This is a genomic window from Thiocapsa sp., from assembly GCF_022340925.1.
Lineage (GTDB): Bacteria > Pseudomonadota > Gammaproteobacteria > Chromatiales > Chromatiaceae > Thiocapsa.
In genome coordinates this window covers 134,746-150,629 of record NZ_JAJDNA010000042.1, presented here as the reverse complement: position 1 = coordinate 150,629, position 15,884 = coordinate 134,746, and the positions used below count along the sequence as shown (strand labels likewise).

15 protein-coding genes are annotated in these 15,884 nt (G+C 67.0%); 5 read left to right on the top strand and 10 right to left on the bottom strand.

Going from position 1 to position 15,884, the window contains the following annotated elements; genetic code table 11:
- The 10 genes from LJE61_RS06090 to LJE61_RS06045 all read right to left on the bottom strand — a co-directional run.
- Positions 1–539 (bottom strand): DNA-formamidopyrimidine glycosylase family protein (locus LJE61_RS06090; protein ID WP_296917754.1); only part of this gene is annotated, 539 nt, incomplete at its 3' end.
- The gene (locus LJE61_RS06085; RefSeq protein WP_296913124.1) at positions 539–1,633 is read right to left on the bottom strand and encodes a hypothetical protein; all 1,095 of its coding nucleotides are present in this window, start codon (positions 1,631–1,633) and stop codon (positions 539–541) included. The genes LJE61_RS06090 and LJE61_RS06085, both read right to left, overlap by 1 nt.
- Positions 1,630–3,003: a GldG family protein gene (locus LJE61_RS06080; protein WP_296917752.1), complete on the bottom strand. Its 1,374-nt coding sequence runs from the start codon at positions 3,001–3,003 to the stop codon at positions 1,630–1,632. The genes LJE61_RS06085 and LJE61_RS06080 overlap by 4 nt, the downstream gene beginning before the upstream one ends.
- A complete protein-coding gene (locus LJE61_RS06075) occupies positions 3,000–3,737 on the bottom strand; it encodes an ABC transporter permease (protein WP_296915201.1) in 738 nt (245 codons plus the stop codon). The genes LJE61_RS06080 and LJE61_RS06075 overlap by 4 nt, the downstream gene beginning before the upstream one ends.
- Entirely contained in the window at positions 3,734–4,651 is a 918-nt protein-coding gene (locus LJE61_RS06070) for an ABC transporter ATP-binding protein (protein ID WP_296915204.1), read from the bottom strand. Before LJE61_RS06070 ends, LJE61_RS06075 begins: the two co-directional genes overlap by 4 nt.
- A gap of 198 nt (positions 4,652–4,849) precedes the next feature.
- Positions 4,850–5,284 (bottom strand): PGPGW domain-containing protein, encoded by a 435-nt coding sequence (locus LJE61_RS06065; RefSeq protein ID WP_296915246.1) that lies wholly within the window; start codon positions 5,282–5,284, stop codon positions 4,850–4,852.
- Positions 5,285–5,318: 34 nt separating this feature from the next.
- Positions 5,319–6,365 (bottom strand): hydrogenase expression/formation protein HypE, encoded by a 1,047-nt coding sequence (hypE, locus tag LJE61_RS06060; protein WP_296915207.1) that lies wholly within the window; start codon positions 6,363–6,365, stop codon positions 5,319–5,321.
- The gene (gene hypD / locus LJE61_RS06055; protein WP_296915210.1) at positions 6,362–7,501 is read right to left on the bottom strand and encodes a hydrogenase formation protein HypD; all 1,140 of its coding nucleotides are present in this window, start codon (positions 7,499–7,501) and stop codon (positions 6,362–6,364) included. The genes hypE and hypD overlap by 4 nt, the downstream gene beginning before the upstream one ends.
- The gene (locus tag LJE61_RS06050; RefSeq protein WP_296915213.1) at positions 7,498–7,782 is read right to left on the bottom strand and encodes a HypC/HybG/HupF family hydrogenase formation chaperone; all 285 of its coding nucleotides are present in this window, start codon (positions 7,780–7,782) and stop codon (positions 7,498–7,500) included. Before LJE61_RS06050 ends, hypD begins: the two co-directional genes overlap by 4 nt.
- A gap of 38 nt (positions 7,783–7,820) precedes the next feature.
- Entirely contained in the window at positions 7,821–8,993 is a 1,173-nt protein-coding gene (locus tag LJE61_RS06045; RefSeq protein ID WP_296915215.1) for a nickel-dependent hydrogenase large subunit, read from the bottom strand.
- A 396-nt stretch (positions 8,994–9,389) separates the two neighbouring features.
- Here LJE61_RS06045 and LJE61_RS06040 point away from each other — a divergent pair, with 396 nt between their 5' ends.
- The 5 genes from LJE61_RS06040 (at position 9,390) to LJE61_RS06020 (ending at position 15,648) form a co-directional block, all read left to right on the top strand.
- Positions 9,390–9,983, top strand: coding sequence for a class I SAM-dependent methyltransferase (locus tag LJE61_RS06040; protein ID WP_296915218.1), 594 nt, complete (start codon positions 9,390–9,392; stop codon positions 9,981–9,983).
- A gap of 570 nt (positions 9,984–10,553) precedes the next feature.
- Positions 10,554–11,273, top strand: coding sequence for a response regulator (locus tag LJE61_RS06035; protein WP_296915222.1), 720 nt, complete (start codon positions 10,554–10,556; stop codon positions 11,271–11,273).
- Positions 11,270–12,637, top strand: a complete 1,368-nt coding sequence (locus LJE61_RS06030; RefSeq protein WP_296915224.1) for an ATP-binding protein — start codon at positions 11,270–11,272, stop codon at positions 12,635–12,637. Before LJE61_RS06035 ends, LJE61_RS06030 begins: the two co-directional genes overlap by 4 nt.
- A gap of 38 nt (positions 12,638–12,675) precedes the next feature.
- On the top strand, positions 12,676–13,140 hold the full coding sequence (locus LJE61_RS06025) for a peroxiredoxin (RefSeq protein WP_296915226.1): 465 nt from the start codon (positions 12,676–12,678) through the stop codon (positions 13,138–13,140).
- 99 nt (positions 13,141–13,239) lie between these two features.
- Positions 13,240–15,648 (top strand): ATP-binding protein, encoded by a 2,409-nt coding sequence (locus tag LJE61_RS06020; protein WP_296917750.1) that lies wholly within the window; start codon positions 13,240–13,242, stop codon positions 15,646–15,648.
- Positions 15,649–15,884: the final 236 nt, after the last annotated feature.

Sequence of the window (15,884 nt, the reverse complement as noted above, 5' to 3'; positions counted from 1 at the left end):
TCGTTGGCGTAGATATTCCCGATCCCGACGACCACCGCCGCGTCCATCAGGAACGACTTGACCGCAACCCTTCGCTGCCGACTCAGGCGGTAGAGATGATCGCCGTCGAACGCCGCGTCCAATGGCTCGGGTCCCAACCGGCTGAGCAGTGGATGACGAAGTCCGGCGAGCTCCGGCGAATCCTCGCTCCAGAGGAGAAGCCCGAATCGGCGAGGATCGTGGAAACGAAGGCAGTGTCCGTCCGACAACGCCAGATCGACATGGTCGTGCCTCTTCGGCGGACTCTCGGCATCGACCACCCGCAGGCTGCCGGACATCCCCAGATGGAGGATCAGGCTCCCCCGATCGAGTCCGATCAGGAGATACTTGCTGCGTCTCGACAGAGACCCGACAGTCTGCCCGGCGACCAGGGCCGCGGTCTCGGGCGGGATCGGCTGACGCAGTCTGGGCTCTCTCACCAACAAGCGATCGATGCGCCGGCCCTCCAAACGGGGACGGATGCCTCGGAGGGTGGTCTCAACCTCGGGCAGCTCGGGCATCAGGGGACGTCAGGATCCGGCGCAAAGGGATCGAGACCGAAGCCCTCCGGCGGCTCCCTCTCCGGCCCTGCCTCGAACGGATCGTGATCGGACTCAGGGGGGGCCGCCGGAAGGACATCGAACGGACGCAGCCGGACCTCGGGCGCCGGACCCAGCGGAAGCTCGCCCGACAGCGGGGCCTCCGGGTCGATCAGCTGGCCCATGGGGGCATCCGGATCCAGGGGGGCGGCCGAGTCGGGGCCCTCGCCGGCAGCATCGAGCCACCCCTGCGTCTCGTCGGCAACGCCAGGTGCCGCATCCGGATGAGGGAGCGTCTCGGCGGGGGTGGGGTCGATCGCGTCCGGGTCCTCGACGAGCGCGGGTGCCTGCGGGAGCACATAGGTCAGGCCGAGATCCGGACGACTCCAGCGCCGGCCGTCTTCGGAAACCAGGTAGCGAAGCCGAGTGCCTTCCATCGTTCTCAGCTCGAGCGTCGAGCCGGTGAGCGCATCGGCCGCCGGCTCGACGCGCTCCGCCACCAAGGCCCCAAGCCGCGATAGGGTGTCACCGCTCAGCGGAACGTCATCGAGCAGACCGAACGCGGGATCCAATCCGCGCGGCAGGGGGGTGGGCGCCACATAGTCGATCGGGGGCGCGATCAGAAGATGCTGGAAGCGGTCCTCGATCAGGTGCACCAGCTGCTCGCTGCCCACATAGCGCAATTGCGAGACCGGGTCGGTCCCACCGAAGACGAAATCCCTGGCATCAAGACGCAGGCGCAGGCTGACCGGGTCCAGACCGAGCTCATCGAGGGCAGCCGCCCGCGCCGGCATGCTCCGCAGGACCGGCGCCTCGCGCAGCGCCAGCAGGGCCGCAACACGGTCCGGGTCTGCGTCCACGTCCCAGGGGCTGCGCATTCGCCATCCGGAGAGCAGGCGCTCCAGCTCAATGTCCGGCTCGCCCGCGCGCGCGATCTCGATCAGGTACGGCTCGGACGTGTCGTCCCCGCCCAGGGTGGGAGGGATCCGCGTCGCGGCGAGCTCGAGCCGGATCGCCCAGCCGAGCAGGAAGACGGTCAGCAGGAGCACCAGGTTCAGAATCCAGCGGGATCTCACGGGTGTCTCCAGCGCAACCAGCGCATCACGAGGCCGATCGCCAGGAAGATCGCCGGCACCACGACCAGCGACCCGAGGCCGATCGTGAGACGTTGGCGCTCGTCGAGGACGAGCGCCTCGGGTTCGCCCGGTGCCGGCGGCAGCTCGGCCAGCTCGCCCGGGGCGCTCAGCCATGCGATCAGGTTGAGCCCGAGCGCCCGATTGCCGTAAGCACCGATGTGGGCGTTGCTGATGAAGTCACCATCGCCGACCAAGATCACGCGCTGCTCGCGACCCTCTCCCGGGATCGGACGCGTCAGGGCCATGACCACCGGAAGGGGCCCGGGCCGCTCGCCGACGACCTCGTCGCGCTCGATCAGGCCGTCCAGACGGCCGGTCTCGTTCCAGCTCCGTGGGCCCGTGGTCAAATAGCTCTCCAGGGTCCACCCAGGGGCCAGCTCGGTGTCGAAGGCAAGGCTGCCCGGCAGCACGGACGCGGCCTCCAGACCGTCGGCCAAGGGGTGGTCCGGGTAGGAGGCGATCACCGCCACGGACGGCGTGGCGACGCCCAGGGCGGCCGCGTCCGCGTCGACCACGGTCCCGGGCAGGATGGTCAGTCCCAGATGCTCGACCAACGGCTCGAGCCCGTTCAGCGGGCCCGGGTCCAAGAGCCACAGCAGGTTGCCCCCGCGCTCGACATACTGGATGAGGCGCTCGACCACCCCCGGGAAAAGCGGGATGCGGGGGGTGGAGACGACGACGATCCGGGTGTTCAGCGGCACCTCGGCCACACGGCCCAGATCGAGCGGGCGGGCCAAAAACCCCCTTTCGGCGAGCTCGGCGCCAAGGTCCCCGAGGTCCGTGCCCCCCTCCCCCTGGATCGCACGCTCACCGTGACCCTCGATCGCTGCGACCCATGGGATGCGACTGGCTCCCAGCCGCGACAGGGCGGCGCTGATCGAGCGCTCGCTGATCGAGGCGAGGGTCTCGCGGCGCCCACGGTAGTCCAAGACGACCTGACCGGCCATGGTGACGCCTGCCTCCCGTGCACGCTCTGGAAAGAGCTGCGGGTCGACGAAGCCGATCTCCAGACCTGGCAGGGCCTGCCGGTAGCGCATCAGGAGTCGCTCGATGCCCTTGCCGAGGGGGCTTGCGGGGTCGGCAAACAGGGTTGCCCGCAAGGATCCGTCGAGCGTCGCGAGGATCGCCAGGCTCTCGGCGGTGAGGCTGTTGCTGCGCGCCGCCGTCCAGTCCCAGTAACGGTCATGGCGGGCGATCAGCCAGCCGCCGGCGACGACGACGGCGAGGAGCAGGACCAGAAACAGCCCGTCCGCGATCGCCCGGTTGATCCCACCAAGCTGGTCCAGTGTGCCTGACCTCGTCTCTCTCACTGCAGATACCGGTTGGACAGCCGACGATGGCTCAGGGCCAGAAATACGCCAGCAAAGGACAGAAAGTAGGCGATGTCGCTCGCGCGCACGGCCCCGGCCAGGAACCAGAACAGGTGCTCGTTCCAGGACAGCCAGCCGAACAGGGAGAGTCCCGGTGTGGCGAGCGATTCGGCACGGCCGATGATGGAGAAGACCAGCAGGATCGAGAAGGCGACGAGCACGGACGCACCCGGCTGGGTGCTCAGACTCGACGCATAGAGTCCGACCGAGCAGAACATCAGGCCGGCGAGCCAAAGGCCCAGGGTCGCTGCTGCGACCTGACCGGGATCCAGGTCGGCAATGCCCGCTATCCAAGCCAGGTTGAGGATCGGCAGGAGGCAAAGCGGTGTCATCAGGCCAACCAGCGCCAGGTACTTGCCGATCACCAGTTGGCCGATCCGCACCGGGGCCGCGGCGACCAGCTCGAAGCTACCGTCGCGGAGCTCGCCGCTGAGCATCCGCATCGCCATCAAGGGCGCCGCCAGCATCAGGATCACCGCCGCGAACCCGAAGAGATTGAGCGTCAGCTCCAGCGTCAGGCTTGCCACCCGCTCATCGGCCTCCAGGCCCGCGAAGTCATCGACGACCTTGAGAAAGATCCAGGACAGGACGACCTGGCCGCCCCCGAGGAGGATCCAGGGTAGCGGCGTGACGAGGGCGCTGCGCACCTCGCGCCCGGCGATGATCCCGATCATGCCGGATCCCCCGCGCCGATGAGGTCGAAGAACACCCGCTCGAGGTCGGGACGCTCGGGGCCGAGCTCATGCAGCTCCAGCCCGGCACCCACGATCTGACGCGCGAGATCGCCAGAGGTGGCGCCTTCGGTCAGGATCATGCGGTAGCGACCTTCGCCCAGCGCGATCGCGGCCTCGACGCAGGGCAGGCGCGCCATCTGCCCCGGGTCAACGGCCCCGGCGACTCGCACACGACAAAGACCGGCTCGAGGTGCGGCCGACAGGTGCTCGCTGCGCAGCAGACGGCCATGGTGCAGGACCAGGACACGGTCACAGACGGCCTGGACCTCCGGCAGGACGTGGCTCGAGAGGATGATGCCAGAGTCCTTCGACAGCTCGCGGATGAGGGCGCGGACCTCGCGGGTCTGGACCGGGTCGAGCCCCTCGGTGGGCTCGTCCAGGATCAGCAGCCGCGGGCGATGCAGGATTGCCTGGGCGATCCCGAGACGCTGGCGAAAGCCCTTGGAGAGCTTGGCGATCAGCTGGCGCCCGACCCCGTCCAGCCCACAGCGCCGTTTGGCCTCCGCCACCGCCTCCTTCACGCCTCTGCGCGGAACCCGATGCAGCCGGGCGCAGTGGCGCAGGTATTCGTCGACGCGCAGCTCCGGATAGAGGGGCGGACGCTCGGGGAGATAGCCCAGATGACGCTTGGCCGCGACCGGACGGCGGCTCAGATCGATCCCGAGGATCTCGATCTTGCCGCGGCTGGGATGGAGGCCGCCGCTGAGGAGCCGCAGACAGGTGGTCTTTCCGGCCCCGTTGGGACCGAGCAGACCCAGGACCTCGCCCTGCCGCAGCTCGAAGTCGAGTCCGGACAGCGCCGGATAGCGCCCGAACCGGCGGCTGAGGTCGATGGCGCGCGCGAGGATCTCCATGGCGACGGAACGATACCTCCTGCGAGGCTCCTTGCCAAACCCGAGTGGCCGCAATGGACGAGCGGAAGCCGACCCTCGACCCCGCCCTCCAGCGACATCGCCCGAGGAAGGGCTGCGATATCCAGCCTGGGTCGGCGCACCCCGGCCCAAACCCCTCCCTAAGGCGATCGAAAGACCGGGCCGCCCGAAAGCACGCCCTCAATGACCGCCCTCGCCCATCGGCATCCGCGGGGGAAGCAGCGGACGCCGGCCGCTGCGTCTGCGGATCCAGTTGATCGCGCCAAGGATCCGCGGTTTGCTGGCCAAGCGGCGTTCGAGCGCGAACTTGCCCGGAAAATCGCTCAGGACGAGTCCCATGATGATGGTCAGGATCCCTTGGCCGGGGAGCACCAGCATCAGGACGCCCGCGAGGACCAGGATCCACCCGAGCAGGTTCTTCAGCGCCCGCACGGTCACGTAGACCATGGGGTGCAAGCGCCTCAATCGGCTGGCATGGCGCTCTGGGTCGACGAAGTAGTCTTCCGGGATCCGCGCGAGCAGGAACGGAAGGGCGATCAGGGATCCGAAGAAGGTCAGCACCGAGAGGCCGGCCAATGAGAGGAGCCAGACTTGATGGCCCCCGACCCAGCTCATGTCGATCACGCGGGACTCCCCTGGGCGGCGAACCTTAACAGATCCGGGGCAGCTGCTCGCCGGCGAGCCAGTCGACGATCCGGCTGCCGCCGAATCGGGTCTCCATCTGCACGAATCGATGGGGATCCTCGACCACCTCTCCGATGATCGCAGAGTCGGCGCCGAGCGGATGGGCGCGCATGGCAGCGAGCAGGTCGTCGGCTCGGTCGGGCGGGCAGATGCCGATCAGCTTTCCCTCATTGGCGACGTACAGCGGGTCGAGCCCGAGCAGCTCGCAGGCGGCCGCCACCTCCGGGCGGAGCGGGATGGCATCCTCGCGGATCTGCATGCCGACCCCGGATTGCTGCGCCAGCTCGTTGAGCGTGGTGGCCAGGCCGCCGCGGGTCGGGTCACGAAGACAATGGATCTCGCCGACGGCCTCGACCATGGCGGCGACCAACCCGTGGAGGGCGGCGCTGTCGGAGTGGATCTCGGTCTCGAAGCCGAGGTTCTCTCGCTTGGACAGGATGGCGACACCATGGTCTCCGATGCTGCCGCTCACAAGGATGGCGTCCCCCGGCTCGGCCCGGTCCCCGGAGATCAGGATGCCTTCCGGGACCACACCGATCCCGGTCGTGGTGATGAAGACGCCGTCACCCTTGCCGCGCTCCACGACCTTGGTGTCGCCCGCGACGACCGGCACGCCGGCCGCGTTGGCGGCATTGGCCATGCTCTCGACGATGCGGGCCAGCTCGGCGAGCGGAAAACCCTCCTCGAGAATAAAGCCGGCGGCCAGATAGAGCGGGCGCGCACCGGCCATGGCGACGTCGTTGACCGTGCCGTGCACCGCGAGCGAACCGATGTCACCGCCCGGGAAGAAGAGTGGCGAGATGACGTGCCCGTCGGTGCTCATGACCAGACGTCCCGGGGGCGGGGCAAAGAGCGCCTGGTCGTTTCCTTGGGCGAGCAGCGCGTTGTCGAGATAGCGTCGAAAGAGCTCGCCGATGAGTTGCGCCATGGCGCGCCCGCCGGAGCCGTGACTCATGTCGACGGCGCCGTTCCTGACATCGAGCCGGACGGGGAAGCGCCGTTCGGACGTCATCCCGTCGCCGCCCCGGCCCGCGCCGGCTCCCTCAGCCGCCCGTAGCTCCAATAGGCCGCACAAGCCCCCTCGGACGACACCATACAGGAGCCCATGGGGTTCTCGGGCGTGCAGGGGTTGCCGAAGAGCCTGCAGTCCGTCGGTTGCTTGACGCCGCGCAGGATCGCCGGGCACTCGCAGCCCCTCACCTCCCTGGCCGCGGCGACCTGGGTCGGGAAACGCCGCTCGGCATCCAGGTCCGCATAGGCCTCACCCAGGGTCAGGGCGCTGTCCGGGAGGATGCCGAGCCCCCGCCACTCGAAGCGCGCACGCACTTGGAAGACCTCGTCCATCAGCGCTTGCGCCTTGCGATTACCCGCCTCGGTCACGGCGCGGGTGTATTGGTTCTCGACCTCGCAACGACCCTCGTTGAGCTGTCTCACCAGCATCAAGGCGGACTGCATGACGTCCAGGGGCTCGAAGCCGGCGATGACGACGGGGATGCCGAACTCCTGTGCAACGAACCAGTACGGGCGGCTGCCGATGAGCGTGCTGACATGAGAGGGGCCGAGGATGCCGTCGAGCCGAGCTCCCCGGGGTCCGGCGGCACTCAGGATGGTCCTGAGCGCCGGCGGGGTCAGAACATGGTTGCAGAAGACCGAGAAATTATCGAGCCCTTCGCTCCGTGCCACCTTGACGGCGACGGCGGTGGGCGGCGTGGTGGTCTCGAAGCCGATTGCGAAGAACACGACCTGGCGGTGCGGCTGGTGACGCGCAATCCGCAGGACATCCTGCGTGGAGTAGACCATGCGAATGTCCGCACCCTCGGCCTTGGCCTTGAGCAGGGTCTTGCGCTCGCTGGCCGGAACGCGCATCAGGTCGCCATAGGTGCAGAGCGTGACCGGGTGCTGGGTGGCGAGCGCAATCGCCTGGTCGATGCATGCCATCGGCAGAACACAGACCGGGCAGCCCGGACCATGGACGAAGCGCACGTTCGGCGGCATGAGGTGCTGCACGCCATAGCGGAAGATCGCATGGGTATGGCCGCCGCAGAACTCCATCAGCCGGTATTCGCGGCTTGGCTGGGCCTCGGCGGCGATGGTCTTCGCAAGCCGGCGGGCGAGCCGCTGATCGCGAAACTCGTCGATGTACCTCACGAGCGACCTCCGGTCCCCGAGGCAGGCGCCATCTCAGAGAGGCCGGTATCCTGCGCCGGCTCGAGCAGACCCATCTCGCCGATGATTCGAAGGGTACGCTCGGCTTCCTCCTCGCTGATCTTGTTGAGGGCGTACCCCACGTGCACCAGGACGTAGTCGCCCACTGCAGCGCCCTCGACCAGGGCCAAGGAGACATCCTTACTCACGCCGCCAAGCGCGACCTTGGCGGTGTCGGCGGCCACATCGATGGCGGTGATGCGGGCTGGGATGGCTAGACACATAGGGGACCTCGTAGAGATGGCGCGTCCATCGGCGGAGACTAGGACAGCGTCAGCGCGAACGCAACGCAGGGATCGATGGCGGTGATCAAAAGCTCGGCCTGGCGTCGCAGCGCCGTATCCGAACTGCCCGACAAGGCCACCAGGCCCTGCGCGACCAGGCCTCGGGGGTGAAAATTCCACTCGGTCGGCGCCAGGATCCGGTAGTCCCGGACCCGCCCGCCATCGACCCTGACCAGGTGGACCAGCTGCCCGCGCGCAGCGGGCGCACGGCCCAGACCAAGGCCGGCGGCACCCGCGGGTCGCGCGGGCGGATCGGGGTCGGGACCAGCGGGGTCCGGGGTGAGACGTCGCAGGCGGACCGCCACCTCGACCAGCTGGGCAGCCAGACGCGGGAGCAGGCCAGGTCCATGTCGCTCGACCAGCGACGCGATCAACGGCATGGCGAGCCGGCGGGTGAAAGGGCTGGTCTCGCAGGGATGACCGCGCCAAGTCGGCCGGGCAATGAAATCAGCCGCCGCGCTGCCGCTGAGACATGAGATCAGCTCCTCGTCGGGCATGCCCGGCAGAGGGGCGACCGGGGTTTGACCGAGTGATGCCTCGCCTGAATCAAGCAGGGATCGCAGGAGTCGCGCGGCTCGGGTGTCGCTGACACGGCACCAGCGCTCGAAGGCCGAGGCCTCCGCGACCTCGCTTAACCAGGACTCGGGGGACGCGCCATAGATTCGCCGAGTGAGCAGCTCCGTGAGATCGGCGACAAGCGCGCCGAGCTGCGGAGAGGCGGCGGCCGATTCCGCACCCGGCTCGAAGAGGTCGCCCGCGGGATCCAAAAGGCCGAGCACGCGGTTCGAAAGGCCCAGGACGGCGGCCATACCCGAGCGGTCCGGCGTCTCGCCGAGCAGCGCGGGCCAGTCGAGTAGAATGCGCCAGAGATGTTCACGGATCGTCTCGGCGGCAATCGCGGCCTGACGGCGAATCCTGGTGGTGGCGCTGGGGACAACGCCCTGTGCCTGCTCCAAGGCGCACGCGCACGCCCCGGCCTGCGCGCGCGCGCAGATCGCGTACAACAGCGGCAGGCGTTCAGCCGCCTCAGCGGGAGAGAGGCCGATGAAAGCGGATGCGGCGCCGATCGGGCGTGTCGAGCCGATGGCGCAGACGAGCCCACTGGCGCTTCGCCGCAGGTGAATGTCGAGACTTCCGGCCGGATCGGACATACGACTGATGTTCTCCGAAGGGGCATCAAGCGCATTCGGCCCGGCATTGGCGCTCGCAGCGCCGAGGCACATCGGCTCCGGGACCGCGGCCCCGGCCTCTGCCGTCGCGGACGGGCTCGGCGCGCTTCGACACGACTGAGCCTCGTCTCCGATTGCATCCTTGCCACCGTCGCGATCTCCCATGACCGAATCCCAGCTCAAGTCTAGCCGATCCGGGTGCCTGAATGGCCGGTACAGAGCAAGGTTGGCGCCAACGGCCGCGCGAAGGCAGGCCGGCCGGATTGGGGCCCGCCCGCGAGGACGGCGAGCCCCCCAGGACAAGCCCTTTGCGCGCCGGCGCGCGAGAGGGTACAAGGGATGGCGCCGACACCACCGACCTGATCAGATTCTCCTAACGTGCTGACACCGCAACAGCTCGCAGCATTGCGCTGCGACATCGTCTTCACTGCCGAGCTCGGCGGGCAAACCCGAACCTTGCATAGCACGTGGGGACTCTTCTCGCCGCGCGAGATCGACGAGGGCACCCGGCTCCTGCTCGCGCAGATGCGAATCCAACCCAGCGATGACTGCCTCGACCTGGGATGCGGCTACGGCGCCATCGGCCTGGCCCTCGCAACCTTGGCACCACAAGGGCGGACCCTGATGGTCGACAAGGATTTCGTCGCGGTGGAATACGCCGATCGCAACATCACGGAAAATGGTCTGGACAATGCGAGTGCGCAGCTCAGCAACGGGTTCGACCAAATCGACCCTGGGCTGCATTTCGATGTGATCGCGAGCAATATCCCGGCGAAGGTCGGCAAGGAGCTCCTGGCCCTCCTGCTGCACGACGCCCATGCCCGCTTGCGTCGAGGCGGTCGCCTCTACGTAGTCACGGTCAATGGGTTACGTCTCTATATGAAGCGGAACCTGACCGAGGTCTTCGGCAACTATGACAAGCTCAAACAGGGGGCGCATTATACGGTGGCCATGGCCGAGCGGCCGGCCTGAAGCCGGCGCCGGCAAGGTCTGCGGCGGCATGCATTGGAATCCAGCCAACGCCAGCGCAGGATGAGCAACGACCGACCCGGTCTCGGCCTGTCCATGGCCAGCCCGAGCCCGGAGCGCCTCGCCGCGTGCGCGCGCCAAAAAAACGGCCGCGACGGCAGCGGGAAGCGCTGCGGTTGCGGCCCAACTGGCTTGCTGCTCTTTACCCGCCCCGAATCAGCGCCAAGGCGCGTTGCCAAGAGTCTGATCGGAGCCGTCTGTGCGCCGGGGCCGACGCCAAACGCCGTCGTCGCGCTTTGTCAGAGCGATCAGAAATCCGCCGCAGAGCGTGGCGGCGATGAAACCAGTGATCGTGAGTGCGTCGAAGCTCATTCCATCGCCTCCGCTATCGCATGGTGCAAATCTGCTCATACAGAGCGTTCATGAGGCCGGGCATCCGCCCTCGCAGGATGCCTGACTTTCGGCTGTCGCCTATCTTGCACGCAGTTCACGAATAGAGTATTTCAGTTATTCCTAATGTTGTAACAAGTTGTTACAGTCTATTCACCTTCTCCCGGATAGCCTGCCCCCGATATGACTGAGAAGCCGGTCCGAATTTTGGTCGTCGACGATGACGGGGCCTTACGCGCCCTTCTCGGAGACTATCTCGCGAGCGAAGGCTTCAGCGTGGCGAGCGCTGCGGACGGCGTCGCGATGGATGCCTGGTTGGCGCAGAATGAAACGGATCTAATCATCCTCGACCTCATGCTTCCGGGCGAGGATGGCCTCACCCTTGCCCGGCGGCTGCGCGCGCGGACCAATGTGCCCATCATCATGCTGTCGGCGCGCGGAGACGACGTGGATCGGATCGTTGGTCTCGAGGTCGGTGCCGACGACTACATGCCCAAGCCGTTCAATCCGCGCGAGCTGTTGGCACGCATCCGAGCGGTGCTGCGCCGCCGGTCGCCAGACCATCGGCCGGGTGAGCCGGTTGACGCCGACGGAGGCATTCGGTTCGGACCCTACCGGCTGGACCTGAACCGACGCGAGCTGAGACGCGGCGATGAACCCGTGGTGCTCACCTCCGGGGAGTACGAGCTGTTGCGGATACTCGCCGAGCATCCCGATCGCGTCTTGGATCGGGACCGGCTGCTCGACCTCCTGAAGGGGTATGAACGGTCGCCCTTCGATCGCAGTATCGACGTCCAGATCGCGCGTCTGCGCGCGAAGGTCGAGCCGGATACCAAACAGCCGCGCTACATTCGCACCATCTGGGGCAAGGGTTACATGTTTACGCCGGCCGGCGACTCATGAGAATCGTGAAGCGTCTGATCCCGGCGACCTTGTTCGGGCGCGCGCTCTTGACCTTGATCTTCACCTTCGGCCTGTTCAGCGTCATCACCTTCTGGGTCATCGTCTCCTACGCCCTCGCGCCGGTGGCGCAGCGCTCCGCCTCGGATCTGGCAAGCATCATGGTGCTGTCGGCACGCACGCTGAGCCAGCTTCCGCCGGCGCTGCGCGAGGACTACCGGGCAAGGCTGGGTCGGGAGTACCAGATCCGGCTCACCGACGAACGCCCACTCGTCGATCCGAATCACTTCTTTTTCCCCTATCTGCGCCAGGTCACCCTGGCGCTCGAGGAGCGCCTCGGACATCCGATTGAGGTCGTCACCAGCGTCGCCAACAGCGACCGCTGGTTCTGGGTTGCCCTGGATACCGGAGGCGAGACGATCTGGACCGGTTTTCCTCGCAGCCGCGTGGAGACCAGACCGATCGAAGGACTGTCCGTCATCATCGGGGTCGCGGTCGCCCTGATCTTCGGCACGGCCGCGATCCTGGCCGGACGCATCACCGAGCCGCTTAACCGCCTCTCCGCCGCCGCCGAGCAGGTCGCACTTGGCCACTCGCCCAGCACGCTGTCGGAGAATGGCCCCAAGGAGCTTGCCCAGCTGGCCCGTCAGTTCAATGCGACCAGCCGCCAGATTCGCGAGCTCATCGCCAACCGCACCATGCTGTTGGCCGGCATCTCCCACGATCTCCGAACACCGCTCACCCGGCTGCGCTTGGCGGTCGAGATGCTGCCGCGCACGGTGACGCCCACCCTCGCGGCGCGAATGGAGCGCGACATCGACGAGATGAACGCGCTCATCACCCAGGCCGTCGAGTTCGGCAAGACCCTAGGGGCAGGGAACCCCGAGGATGTTGACCTCACCGCGCTGATCACAGATCTGGTCGGCGGCCGGCCCGATATCATCTGGCAGCGGGGACGCCCCTGCCCTTATCGGGTCGATGCGCTGGCCTTGCGCCGGATCGTCGGTAATCTCCTCGAGAACGCGCTGCGCTACAGCGAGGACCTGGTCGAGATCCATCTCGACTGCCAGGCACCCACACCGGTGATCTTCGTACTCGACCGTGGTCCGGGGATCCCGGGACCGGAGCGCGAGGCGGTATTTCGCCCCTACTACCGCTTGGAGGGGTCGCGAAACCGAATGACCGGTGGCACCGGCCTGGGTCTGGCAGTGGCCCGCCAGCTCGCGCTTGCCAACCAGATGGAGCTCCGACTCGACGCGCGTCGCGGCGGCGGAACGGCGGCCAGCGTGCGCCTTCCTCCGAGGGCGGCCGAGCTCGCGCCGCTGAGGACAGCCGCAATAGTTGACGATCCACCTGGGGGTGCCTAAATTCGCCCCTGTCGTCCCCATCACCCGGAGCTTCGGCAATGCTGCAACCAGGCGATCAAGCGCCCTTGTTCTCGCTTCCCAACGCGGACATGGAGCGGGTCAGTCTCGAACAGCTCGTCGGACAACGAAACCTCGTGATCTATTTTTATCCGAAGGACGACACCCCCGGCTGCACCATGGAGGCACTCGATTTCACCGACCTTCAACAGGAGTTCGAGGCGGCCGATGCCGATATCTTCGGCATCAGTCGCGATACCTGCACCAGTCACGGCGCCTTTCGGGACAAATACGGGTTGAGCGTACAACTGCTCGCGGATACCGACGGGGAAGCGTGCGAGGCCTATGGTGTATGGCGTGAGAAGGAAGCCCATGGCGAAAAGCGCATGGGGATCGTGCGCTCGACCTTTATCGTCGACAAGCTGGGTCTGATTCGACACGCGATCTATGACGTCAAGCCCAAGGGCCACGCCTCGCAGGTCCTGGAGCTGGTCAGGTTGCTCTGACCCCTGCAGGGAGCGGCAGATTCAGTGCTCCCAACACCAGCCAACGTGACGCGAGGCGCGCCGGCCGCAGATCGCTCTGAAAGCGGCTCGGTCCCGACCGTGAACAACCACAGCGCCCCACCGCCGCGCGGCGTCAAGCTGCGTGCCTATATCCTGATCTTTCTGCTGATCTTCGGGCTGACCCCCTTGGTGCTGGCCGTCCTGATCAACCTCCCCCTGGTGCTGGATCGCACCGCGATGTTCTACCAGCGCGCCTACCTGCAGAACTTACGCGCCGACTTCCGCGACCTGGACCAGCACCTGGCGAGCCGGCACGAGATGATCCGGCTGCTCTCGAAGCTGCCCGAGCCGGGGCTGATCCTGGGAGAGCAGGGAGATGCCGGGGAGATCGACGTTTCACGTGCGCGCTACACGTCCTGGATCAACCAGATCCTGGCCGATCAGCGCGACATCATCCAGATCCTGTTCGTGGGTGACGACGGTCTGGAGCGGTTCTGGCTGGCTCGCGACCCCCGGACCCAGGAATGGCGGCCCACTGCTTCGCCGCCCCAATTGCCGAACCGGGAATTCCTGTCGGCCGCACTCGAGCTGCAGCCGGGTGCGGTGATGGTCAGCCGCATTCGCATCGACCCGGCAGCGGGCGCCGAGGACCCGCGCCAGCTCATGACACTGAGCTTGACCAGCCGGATTGGCGGCGAGAAGCCTGAGGCCCCCCGGGGTGTGGTGGTCATGACCATCGATGTCGGCGGCCTGGCCCAGTTTTACCGGGATACCCTCTGGGTCAATCATGACGGGAGCTACCTGCGGCCTGGTCAACCGGCGAGCGGCCAACCCGAGGCATTCGAGGATTTTCCCGGACTGGCGGAGCTCTTTGCCGCCGGCAGCCTTGCCGTCTGGAAGGGGCGTCAGGGGCGTCAGCTGCTCTGGGTGCCCATGTTCCTGACCGAGGACGGCGTCCCGCTCTGGGTGGGTAGGCCGGTCGACTCATCCCCGATCGACGAGTTCCGCGACGCCCTGATGTTGCGGGTGCTCTCGATCATCTTCGTGCTGGTGGTGGTGGTGATGGTCCTGGCACGGTCGATCGCGGCGCGGGCCGAGCGTTTCGGCCAAGAGCTCAGAGGCGGTATCGGGCAGGTTCTGCGCGACGGTCGGCCGTTGCGCTTCAGTTGGCGGGGGCCGAGGGAGGTACGCGAGCTCGGCGAGCAGCTGAGCGCGCTGGCGCAGACCCATTCCGAGCACCTCCAGGCGGCCCGGGCGCACACCCGGGAGTTGGAAAAGTCCAACCATTACAAATCGGAGTTCCTCGCCAATGTGAGCCACGAGCTGCGCACGCCGCTCAACTCGATCCTCCTCTTATCGAAGATGCTCGCCGGCGAGACCAGTGGCCTCAATCCGGGCCAGCGGCGTCAGGCACAGGTGATCCATGAGGCAGGGCGCGACCTGCGGGCCATGATCGACAATATCCTCGACATCTCTCGGATCGAGGCCGGGCATGTCACCATGGCGCCCGCCTGGGTGGAGCTACGACCGATGCTCGAAGAGCTGCTCGAGCTAATCTCGCCTCTGGTGGCAGACAAACCGGTTGTGCTCGATTTGACGATCGACCCCCGCGCCGCCCCTAGGATCTACACGGATCGCGACAAGCTCAGACAGATTTTGAAGAATTTCCTGTCGAATGCGGTGAAGTTCACCGACGAGGGTCGGATCACACTCGCCGTCGAATCCACGGAAGCCCGGCCGCATCAGATCGCGCTCAGCGTCGCCGATACCGGGATCGGCATCCCACAAGACAAGCAGGAGATCATCTTCGAGGCATTCCAGCAGGCGGACGGCTCAACGCGACGCCGCTACGGGGGCACCGGCCTGGGACTCTCGATCAGCCGCGAGCTGGCGCACCTCCTGGGGGGACGTATCCTGGTCGAGAGCGCCCCGGGGGCTGGCGCCCGCTTCACCCTCCTTCTGCCGTTGTCGGCCGAGTCGGGCCAGCAAGAGGAGGCACCAGTCGCGCCACCCGCTGCCGCCACCGAGTCGATACAACCAGCGCTGGAGGCAGCTCCGAGCAGGCTCGCTGAGACAACGGTCGCGCGCTCCGAGGGCTGGGTCCTGATCGTGGAGCGCGATGTCAAGACCCTGGTCCAACTCGCGTCTGAGCTATCGCGGCGAGGCCTGCGGATACAGACCGCCGCCGATCTCGAAGAGGCGCTCGAGACCCTGCAGGAGGAGGGCGAAGGCTGCGAGCTGGTCCTGCTCGCGGCCGGGATGTCCGCCTCAACGACCTGTGCTACGATTCAGCGGATACTGAGCCAGAACATGGGGCCACACCCTGCCGTGGCCGTGCTCGGCGATCGCTCGGCCGAGGCCCAGGTCAGTGGTTGTCTGGGTGCTGGGGCCATCGGGTTTTTGTCGAAACCCATCGCTGACGAACAGCTGGAAGCGCTGCTCGCACAGGTCCTGCCAGGCAGGCCGGTCGCACAGGCGCCCAAGCCGATCGACGAGCCGGTCGCTTAAGCAGACGCCGGGTTGCCCCCCCGTCCCCTGGCCAAGGCATCGGCGCGGGACCTTCGTGGGCCTCCTCAGGACACGCTGACGTATTCAGCGTGCCCGGTTCGGGGCAGGAGGCCCCGGCATCTTCAGGCCCCCCAGCGCCTGAAGATGGAGCCTTTCGAGAGTCGCGCCTCTCGGGAGGCGAGCTGATGATGACCAGGATGGCATTTGATCAGCATCTCCCGAAGGCTGAGCCATGC